Origin of the sequence: Geobacillus sp. Manikaran-105, assembly GCF_002809955.1 — a bacterium.
Classification (GTDB): Bacteria; Bacillota; Bacilli; order Bacillales; family Anoxybacillaceae; genus Geobacillus; species Geobacillus thermophilus.
Genome location: NZ_PIJG01000069.1, coordinates 1 through 10,802 on the forward strand (window position 1 = coordinate 1; position 10,802 = coordinate 10,802).

At 40.5% G+C, this 10,802-nt stretch carries 7 protein-coding genes and 1 pseudogene; all 8 read right to left on the reverse strand.

Annotated features, from left to right (window positions below; all coding sequences use genetic code 11):
- A partial coding sequence (locus CV945_RS15345) for an IS256 family transposase (RefSeq protein WP_198518527.1) occupies positions 1-552 on the reverse strand: 552 nt, incomplete at its 3' end.
- Positions 553-779: 227 nt separating this feature from the next.
- Positions 780-3,083, reverse strand: a complete 2,304-nt coding sequence (locus CV945_RS15350; RefSeq protein WP_100660106.1) for an alpha-amylase family glycosyl hydrolase — start codon at positions 3,081-3,083, stop codon at positions 780-782.
- 941 nt (positions 3,084-4,024) lie between these two features.
- A pseudogene (locus CV945_RS17645) lies at positions 4,025-4,159 on the reverse strand (LacI family transcriptional regulator); the annotation flags it as partial.
- A 66-nt stretch (positions 4,160-4,225) separates the two neighbouring features.
- Entirely contained in the window at positions 4,226-5,878 is a 1,653-nt protein-coding gene (locus CV945_RS15360; protein WP_198518528.1) for a glycoside hydrolase family 31 protein, read from the reverse strand.
- Positions 5,879-5,883: 5 nt separating this feature from the next.
- The gene (locus tag CV945_RS17355; protein WP_198518529.1) at positions 5,884-6,537 is read right to left on the reverse strand and encodes a hypothetical protein; all 654 of its coding nucleotides are present in this window, start codon (positions 6,535-6,537) and stop codon (positions 5,884-5,886) included.
- Positions 6,538-6,643: 106 nt separating this feature from the next.
- Positions 6,644-7,513, reverse strand: coding sequence for a sugar ABC transporter permease (locus tag CV945_RS15365; RefSeq protein WP_012749396.1), 870 nt, complete (start codon positions 7,511-7,513; stop codon positions 6,644-6,646).
- Between the two features lie 2 nt (positions 7,514-7,515).
- A complete protein-coding gene (locus tag CV945_RS15370) occupies positions 7,516-8,859 on the reverse strand; it encodes a sugar ABC transporter permease (protein WP_100660107.1) in 1,344 nt (447 codons plus the stop codon).
- 86 nt (positions 8,860-8,945) lie between these two features.
- Complete coding sequence (locus tag CV945_RS15375) at positions 8,946-10,244, reverse strand: sugar ABC transporter substrate-binding protein (protein ID WP_100660108.1); 1,299 nt, start codon at positions 10,242-10,244, stop codon at positions 8,946-8,948.
- Positions 10,245-10,802 lie beyond the last annotated feature (558 nt).

Consider the following 10,802-nt stretch of genomic DNA (forward strand, 5'->3'; position numbering starts at 1 on the left):
TTCGCGATATCCTTCTTCGTTCACCCCTAACACCACATAAATGACTTCTTTCTCCACGGTTTCGCGACGAAGTTTTACGTATAAACCATCCAAATATAAGACGGAATAACGCTTGTGCAGTGGACGAGTGTGCCATTTCTCGATGTCTTCCTTCACTACATCGGTAATACGGCTGATCGTTGCAGGAGAATAGGCATTGCCTAAAATTCGTTCAATAAACTTGCCAATTTCACGCGTACTCATGCCACTTTGATACATCTTAATGATCGCTTCCTCGAGCCAGCCGGTGTGGCGTTGGTAGGGAGCGAACAATTGGGTTTGAAATTCTCCGTTTCGGTCTCTAGGGACCAAAAGACCTTCAATCCGACCGTATTGCGTATCTAGATTTCGCTGATAGTAGCCGTTTCTCGTATTCGACGTTCCAGCCTGTTCTATTTCGAGGAAATTTTTTATTTCTTCACGCATAATCAGCTCTAATTTTTCCTTTATAAACTGGCGAATCGCACTTTCCAGTTGATGAGCCCAGTCTACATTCGGTATACTTTTAGACATAGGTAGGGTTCTCCTTTCTCTGGAATGTGTTATGGCCAAATCAGAGAATACCCTACCTTTTTTCTTTTGATCTAGTAAAATGCTTTACACAAAATTTTATACATCATCCTACAAATCAATATTACATAACAGTTTTTGTAACTATGCTGATTGCTAATTAAATTTTATGTCACAAAAAAAGGAGCCGACAACTATGCCGGATCCAATATATTACCTTAATTCAGCTTTTAGTTATCCCAAAAATATAAAGGGGTGTCAATAGTACCGGTCGAACTGTTCGGTGCGGTAAATACTCTGTTGCTCCTGCTTTCCCAAATGACATTTCCATTGTTATCTTTTTTGATAAACTTGAATTCAAAAGTAGCTCCCTTGGGCACACTCACTGGCAAGAACCATTCTGGATAGTTCGGATTTAACATCGCCTCAGACGATTGGTTCGGATCCCAGCTTCCCAACTCTGGAATGTTTCCGACAACATAAATGTTTTCCCCCCAATTCGTTGTGGCATTCACATGAAAAATTACTTGCACCTGATCGCCGGATAGGACCTCATATCGGAAAGGATTACTGGTTACAGATCCTTTTGTAACTGTAATATTTTGAATTCCAGGATTAGTGTTTGGAACTATAGCCTCAATCATTTGATCGCTGTTTGACACCACAGTAGCAACAGTAGAACCGAATTTGACTGTTACGCTTCCTCCTAATCCAGTACCGTAAATGTAAACGGTATTACCGGGACGTCCCATGGTGGAAATAACGTCGCCAATCCTTGGAGTTAAAGTCCCCAATGATGGGTTATACGACCAGACATTGACCTCTCCTCCAGACAAGGTAAAGCTAGAAATTTTGTTTTGACCGTTGACATTATTTACGCTCATTGAACTCCCATATAACAGTCCACCCAGTACATCACTATAGGTTCCTACTGGAAGAGTCGTATCTAACTCCGGAATGGTAAACGTTTGATCCGGTTGTCGGTTTACCGCTACAATTACTTGTTTATCATAGAACTGTCTTTTAAAGACCAGTACATCATTTGTGCTGTATAAAATTTCTGTGGTTCCATAGGCAATAGCTTCATTATTTTTTCTTAAGTTTGAAAGCTTTTGAATGACTTTATATGCAGTGGTATTTTCATCGAAGTTAGTAGAAGTCTGCATAAACATCCGACCCGCAATGTCACTTGAGTCTGACGGCATCAGATATTGCTCTGTTCCGTAATAAATGTTAGGAATCCCACGTGATGTCATCAAGACAGCGAGAGCTGCATGATAAGGTTTATCGTTTGGTTGAATATAGCGAAATCTTGTTACATCATGATTATCCAAGAAAGTAACTGTTTGATTTTCATAAATGTAATCATTACTTGTCTTGATCATCATATCACCAAAGGAACTCATCGTTTCAGAAAAGTTCCCAAATGCGTTTGTGGCCGCACGGAAATATTCAAAATCCAAGTTGTTGACTCCTGTTCGTTCAGGAAATGTCCGGTACTCATCATACTTGGGATCCGGTCTTCCAATGAAAAATTCACCAAAATGGGTAACCGGGCCACCTGCATCTGAATCAATTGCATCTTTAAATCCCTTCACAAATGCAGGATTCATATGCAAAGTGGCATCATGTCGAAAACCATCGATCCCTTTTGATTTCCAAAATTTAGCTGCTTTCTCCAAATGTTCAACCACTAGTGCATTTTCCTGAGAATAATCAGCCAAAGAACCTAGATCTTTGTAACGGTAGCCAAAACGAGAAGTATCGTTGCCCCGGTCACCCAGACCATGGAAAAAACCATTCACGTCGTTATGTGGATCCGCCAGGAGATTCTCAACTTTTCCATCACCGTTGTAATCCGCAGGCTCTCCATTAGCATCAAATACGTAATTGCCATTCTCATCCTTGTCAGGTTCATATAATTTACCATCTTCAGGCGCAAAATTCAATGTCGGGTTTTGCCAACGACTCGAATGATTGGATACAAAATCTATCACTAGTTTAATTCCATTTTGATGCAAAGCATCGCGTAGTCTAATAAAATCTTTCATAGTACCAAAATGTTTGTTGGTTGCAAAATAATTTCTTGCATGGTAACCGTGGAAACTGGTCCAACGATTAATACTTCCATCTGATTGATAATCTTCTATCACAGTGTCCCTATTTTCATAAGGAGCGGAAATCCAAACGGCAGTTATCCCCATATTTTTTAAATAAGGAATTTTATCTATGATTCCTTGGAAATCACCGCCTTGATACAACTTTAAATCTTTTCCGTTCCCCTGGTTATTGCCGTCCGGATCATCAAACAGGGTAGGATCAAAACCAGGAGGCTTGTTATTTGATGGGTCGCCATCAAAAAAACGGTCCGTCACGATCTGATATATTGTGTCTTTCGGGGTAACTGGTCCTAAAGCTCCTGTAGATGTAGTCGCCTCAGTCCTGGAAAACGAAAAACCAAATGAAGAATAGAGCAATAGAGCAAGAAGAAAAACGAGATATGATTGTTTAATGAATTTTGGAACCTTCCACATGCCATTTCTTCCTTTCTTTTAAAATAATATGACGTAAAAAACTACCTTCTTACTGATATACTTTTTCTTATGACATTTCTATGGGTAACACCACCTCCTATTCATTGAGCATCTCATTTTGATCTATTTAAGAAGTCAATAAACTAACCGTCACTCGTTAATTTGTTATAATATTCTGACTAAAAATTATAAAGGCAGGAATCATGCATTGACTCGATGACATCCATCAAAGCCAATCACTTAGATATCACTAATAATCGATATACCCATGATCTCTACATTCAAACAAGCAGATACGGCTGAAAATCCATTTAAATTTTCGGTTGCCATTTTGGACTCTCTTGCAAAGAAGGCGGGATTTCAATCACGAGATTCCGTCATAAGGAACCCGTGTTCACATCAAAGACTTTTGTCAACCTGGCTAATGTTGATGATTCATTTCAAATGGTGTTCATGTACCAAGGGAAAAGGGAGTTCTTATCAACACCTATGAGGAGCGCATGCGAATCATTGTTTATGGCACCAGACTCTATAGTGGGAACCAATTACCAATAAAAAGGATTGTTTTGCAGATTGACCTTTAAAATATAAGAAAATAATCAAAACGATTTTTTCATTTTTCGATTTTGTACGTAACCAACTAAATTTCTCCAATGACTTAAAACCTTATCTATTTTATTGGTCCATCTTTTCTGTATCCCAATAAAGAGGGAGCGATAAGCTTCTTAAGTTATAGAGATACACGTGATGAAGTACGTCCAATCGCTATATCTTGTGAGTGAAGAAACGATCGACAATTTACTTTATCTAGTAAGTATCGAAATCGATTTTTTTGCTAAGGGCAGCCACCCGCTAACCCCGTTCAAGATTTTTACCTTATAGGTAACTCCCGTTTTGAGCATATTATCCCCCTAACCGCCTTTTCGCGGCTAGGGGAAGCTTTATTTCCTGCCATCGTTGCACGAAAACCGCTTCACAATCCGATGCGGAATAATGATTCGTTTTACCGGTTCGTTCGGGTTGGCGATTTTTTCGATTAAACTTTTTGTTGCTTCATAACCGAGCTGGAAAATTCTTAACATAATGTCAACAATACAGGAGAAATTGATGACATTTGGAATTTCATATTTATCGAAAGTTCCTTACTTATTTATCACTATCTCTACATTAATCTCGCATTTTACGGGCTGATCCTCCAAAGTAAACGCCAAACAACCTTCTTCTTGCTTGATAGAATGTACAGATTTCCCGTTCATTCTTACCTCGGAAGCGGTGACACCTGGTATCAGAATGTGGTAGGTCCGTTGTTCAACCGACTCAGGATAGGAACCAGTTCCTGCTCCAATATTTACAATTATCTTGCCGTCCAAGTTCTTCTGACTGAACAACATAGTGCGGTATTCTCCCCGTTTATAAGCTGTTGTCTTTCCATCATCTTCATATAGCAGGAACTCACCATTCCGACCGGGATAGACGATAATGGTCATCTTATCCCATGATCGTTCCTCTGCATGTTGCATTACAGGCAATGTAGGGATGATCGACCCCGCTTTGGCATAGATAGGAATACGATCCAGAGGCGCATCAGCTTCGATCGTTCTCCCCCCCTCAACCGACTGCCACGTCCAAACATCATACCAAAGACCTTCTGGCAGGTAAACCTTGCGGGATGTTGCTCCTTCTTCCAAAACGGGAGCCACCAGCAAATTGGATCCAAAGAAGAATTGATCACAGATCTCGGTACAATTGAGATCCTCCGGCACCTCCATAACCATTGGACGCATGTAAGGTATCCCGGTGCGATAGGTTTCAAATGCACAGGAATAGATGTAAGGCAGAAAGCGGTAACGCCACTCGATGAAATTCTTTACGATTTTTTCCGTTTCTTCACCAAAAGCCCAAGGCTCACGATTTTGATGAGCACCATGGGGGCGCATGATAGGGGTAAAGGCTCCAAATTGTATCCAGCGCACATAGAGTTCAGGTGACGGTTCATTCCCTTTAAATCCACCGATGTCGCTGTTCCAGAGTGGGAGGCCGACAAGGCTCATGCTTAAAGCTACAGACAGTTGCTTCTTCAAGTCGGTCCAAGTGCTCTCCACATCGCCGGACCAGACCCCCACGCCATAACGCTGACTGCCTGCCCATCCCGAGCGACTCATGATAAACAGTCGGCGCTCTGGACAGTTTTGTTCATGCGCCAAGGCCAATGATTTATGCATTTCCAAGGCAAAAATGTTATGGACCTTTTGAGCAGGGCCGTCGTGATGGACCATATCCGGGAAGTGAACCTCCGGCTCGTTCAAGTCGGTCCACCAACCCTCTATACCCATCTCAATCAATTCCTTGTGTTGGTCGGCCCACCACTGTTTGGCAAGCGGATCTGTGAAATCAACCAACGCCGATTCTCCTGCCCAAAATGGGAATAGATAGGTTTCTCCATTTTGCTTTTTGGCAAATACTTTAATCCTGTCTCCTTCTGGGAACAAACGGCTTTCTTTTGTCACATAAGGCTCTTCAATTACGATGGGATGAAACCCTTTGCCGCGCAATCCCGCAATCATCTTTTCCGGCTGCGGGAAGGCGATACGGTCAAAGCACATATCCCCCATCTTCTTAAACCAGTAGAGATCTAGAATGATTGAATCGCACGGAATCCGTTTTTGACGGAAAGTTTCTGCCAATTCCTCCACTTCCTGACGACTCTTGTATCCAAATTTGGACTGCAAATAACCAAAAGTCCAGAGTGGAGGAATCTCCGGGCGACCCGTCAATTTCACATACTGACTGACCAAATCTTTCAGCTCTTGCCCCAAGAATAGATAATAGGTGATCGTCCCACCCTCGGCTTCATAGAACCAGATATCTTCCTTCTCCACACCGAAATCAAAACGGGCGACCCAAGGATTATCAACGAAGAGACCGTACCCTCTGAACTGTAGATAACTGGTATCATCAATCGTGAAGGCGAAGGCAGATGTTTGTTCCAGATCGGTCGGATTGTACCACGGTGATTGAGGCGAACATCATCCTGATTGAGATCTGATTCCCCCAACCCGTAGATGCGTTCGTCACCGGAAAATTGAAAGGAAATGCGGCTCTTCCAACCGTCAAACTGATACGCCGCAGTATCAGCGCTTCTCGTTACCTCCCGGCCTGTTTCATTAAAAAAGCGAATTCCGAAGGGCACTTTGGAAATTACCGCTCTCCCCTTCGGGATGGAAACAGTAATCTCATTTTCTCTCTCTTCCGCCTGAAGCGGAAGAAACTCTTTTAGCAGAACCGAATAGGAAGGTTCCGGAACCTCTTCGCTCCAATCGGTCACTTTCAGGAACTGGACCTGGACGGTTCCTTCCTGTGGGGAGCGAATCAGAACCTTGGCTTGAAATGCATAGTACAGTTCAACTGCTGTTTCCGTAATGGTAACTTCTCTTAAATCGGTTAATGTATGCATGATGACGACTCCTTTTTTTAAACTAAAATCACATCCTCATAAGCATCCAGCTGGATCAGATATTATTCTTTTACTCAATGCTCTGCACCTCATCTCCGTACTTCGATTACCCCTTGTTTGCACCTGCGCTTAAGCCTGCAATAATGTATTTTTGCAGTAACAAGAACAGAATAGTGATCGGGATCGCTACAATAATGGCTCCTGCCGCAAAAGTTGTAAATTCAGTATTTCCGCGACCGGTAACCATCTCAAACAACCCAATTGCTAGAGTTTTATTTTCGTTGGAGCGTAGAACCAATCGGGCGAAAATAAAATCCATCCATGGCCCGATAAAATTGTTAATCGCAATAAAGGTTAAAATAGGCACTGACAGAGGCATCATCACTTTGAAAAAGATGGTGGTGTGGGATGCACCGTCGATTTTAGCTGCTTCCTCCAAGCTTCTTGGCAATCCATCAAAATATCCTTTGACCAGCCATGCTCCAAATGGTATAGAACCGCCTGCATATACAAGAATCAATCCCCACAAATTGTCCAATAGGCCAATCTGGAGAAGAAGAATATATATAGCAATCATTCCCATAAAGCTAGGAAACATCTGCAGAATCAGCATCGCCATCAAACCTTGGCGGCGGCCAGGAAATCGAAAACGTGAGAAAGCATAAGCCGATGACACGATTAAAAACGTGGACAAGATCATATTCATCGTTGCAACGAATAAAGTATTTTTAAACCATTTGACATAATCAGTTTCATACCATAGATGTGTGTAATGCTTCATTGTAATTTTCTCAGGCATAAGAGTTGAACTATACAATGTGTCTCCTGGATTTAACGCCCCAATGAAAATCCAGACGATTGGATACAAAACCAAAATAGCTGAAATGATCAGAAAAGCATAGATTAGAACGGTAACCACAGCTTCCTTGAACTTTGCACCGGACAATTTTTTTGTACGTAATGGTTTTGCACTCATCTTTACATCATTTCCTCTTCTTTAAATGCTTTTGTTTGTCGGAAGTTCCAAATTGAAAATACTGCTACTACAATAAAAATCAGAATGGAAAGTACGGAAGCCATATAAAATTGGCTATGGTTCAAAGTCAGCTTATAGATCCAAGATATTAACAAATCAGTTGAACCTGCATAAGTATATTTGCCATCGGCAGGTCCCCCTTGGGTAAAGAGGTAGATGACGTTAAAGTTATTGATGTTTCCAGCAAAGCTCATGATTAAAAGTGGAGAAGTATAGTACATTAATAAAGGAAAAGTAATTGAGCGAAATTTTTGAAATGTGCTTGCTCCGTCTACTTCTGCCGCTTCGTATAATTCCTTGTCAATATTCGTCAACACACCTGCAATTAATGCCATCCAGAACGGGAATCCCAACCAAATATTTATGGTCACTAGAGCTACTTTTGCCCAAAATGGATCGGACAGCCAAGGAATAGGATCAATTCCTAAAGTGGATAAATACTGGTTCAAAGGACCGAATTGACCGTTGAAAATATTTCGAAAAACAAGGATAGAAATAAATTGGGGAACAGCCCAGGGCAATATGAATATTGTTCTCCACATTCGTTTCAGGCGAACTTTATTATGATTAATAATTAAAGCAAAGAACATCCCCACAAAAAACGTGGTGAAAGTAGCTAGAATAGCCCATATGATGTTCCAAGTCGCTATCCCATAAAATGTCTTGCTCCATGCTTGTAATCTAAATAAATCAATAAAATTCTGGAACCCCACCCAATCCACTAGGTTTTTTGGAGGCAAATGATTGGGGGAAGAAAAGTTAGTAAATGCAATCAGAATACCAAAAGTCAATGGAAGAACGGAAAGAAAGAGAGTAAAGATTGCAGCAGGAGTCAAAAGAATGTAAGCATATCCATACTCCCATGATTTTTTCAATGATTCTATAAAATTGTTTACTTTTTCTCCGGTCTCGTGAAGTTTGCCTGTTTTATAGGCATCACGAATATTATAGATATAAAATAACAGGAAAATAACAAGGACTATAACAATTATCAATCCCTCTATCATCAAGAAGATGGAATGATCTCCTTCTATGACTACCCTTCCCCTTCTTCGAACCTGAGCTTGCTCACCTAAGGTGATCAAGCCCCATAAACCGTTCACAATCGGGTTTGTCAAAAAAACAATTACATATATTTCTACCAGAGCATATAAAATTCCTTTGATGTACTGCCGATTATAAATTTGTCCCAGACCCATAAAAAGGAAGGATAATACCGCGGCTGTACTTGCTTTCTTGGTTTGGCGGCGTTCTGGTTCTGCAACTAAATTGGGTGTTGGAGACATGCAAAGATCCCCTTTCCGTTTTTTTTCACATTAAGAATCAATGCCCTCCGAAACAGAGAGCATTGATTCAATTTTCTATCTCGTTGCTACTGACCCTGAGTGGCAATTCCCGCTTTAATCTGGTCAACCGCCGCATCCAGAGCTTCTTTTGGATCTTTTCCATCATTCCAAATCGTAGTGAGAGCAGATGCCATAGGTTCCCAGACCATTGGCATTTGTGGAATGTTTGGCATTGGCACTGCATATTTTGCTTGCTCCAAGAATGCCGATGCAATTTCATCATTTTTTATAGTTTCATTGTCTAGAAGAGATTGAACCGGTGGCAATTGCCCAGTCATTTCAAAACGTTTTAGTAGCATTTCTTCACTCGTTGCAAATTTGGCGAATAAGGAGGCTGCGTTCGGATACTTTGTATAAGCATTTACATAAAATGCGCGAATACCAGAAAAACTTGTAGGTGTTTGACCGTTCTCCAATTTAGGCAACGGTATGACACCGAAGTTCACGCCAGCATCGCGATGGCCCGCTACAGCCCAAGGTCCATCAATATTGAAAGCTAGTTTTCCTTCGTTAAATAAAGATTGTTTCACATCATAAGTAATATCTTCCACCTTCAAAGGCAAGATTTCTTTATGAATACGTTGCATTAACTTTCCTGCTTTTACAGCTCCTTCATTATTCAAACCAATGTCTTTCGGATTGGTATTGTTATCACCGAATACATAACCACCGTATCCGCCGATAAATGAGTATACAAAATACAAGTTCGCTACTTCCATCATGAATCCATATTTATTGTTTCTAATATCAGTCAATTCTTTAGCTTGTGTAATCAGTTCATCCATGGTTTTAGGTAATTTCTTTACCAGATCTTTGTTGTAGAATAAAGCATATGTTTCAATAGACGTAGGATAGCCGTAAAGAGTTCCATCAACTGTCGTCCCCTCAATAGCAGATTTCATAAACTTATCTTGATACTCTTCTGGGAAAAAGTTTTCTAAAACCAATCCTGCTGATACCATAGATCCTAGATGATCGTGTGGAGCAGCAAACACATCTGCCGCAAGTCCAGCCGGACCATCCGTTTTGAGCTTTTCAGGCGCATCACTATGTCCTACTTCTTCAAAAGTTACCGGCACCCCATACTTTTTGGTAAATTCTTCAGCCACATATTTGGTCCATTCACCAATTGCTCCGCCAGATTCCCAGACTTTCAGTTTAGCACCTTTTTCTGGTTTAATTTCTTTACTGTCTCCTTCATTTGTACTTGCCGGTTCATTCTTCCCGACACTTTTGTGGGATGATGTTGGTCCACAAGCCGCCAGCAAACTGAATACCAGCACCATCACTGCCAAAATTGAGATACCCCTTCTCTTTTTCTTCATTTTCCCTCTCCTTCCATATGGCTAAATCATTCATACCATTAAAACCCATAATAAAACCCATAAACAAATACTTTTGCGCAATCGTTTGCATATATATTTAAAAAAATAATACGTATATGTAAGGGGTTTCAATGGTATTTTGCCTTAATTATAAAAGCCTAGAAACAAAAAAGCAATAATTTTTTATATATATAAGTTGAAACTTTGTTTTACATCCAGTAGAGCGCCCGCTGCATTCTATCAAAATGACTTGTTATGAAGGAAAACAGAATCGAACAATCGGAAAATCTTTATTGCAACTTATATAGTCAATGAAGTGCAAACATTTGATAAATTTACAAAAAATTAAATTAAAAAAATTAAATTCTAGTCTACAAATGGTACCGTCAAGAATTTTGTGTAATGTAAATGGGGTAGGGTTTCTCTGAAATGGATTTGAATTGATAGGGGACTGATTTTCTCCACACAGGAGACTGAATATTCAGTCTCCTGTGTGGAAAGGGAGAATCCCCCTATTTTGTTTATTTACAGTATTTGGTTAATGATAACGTTCTTCAA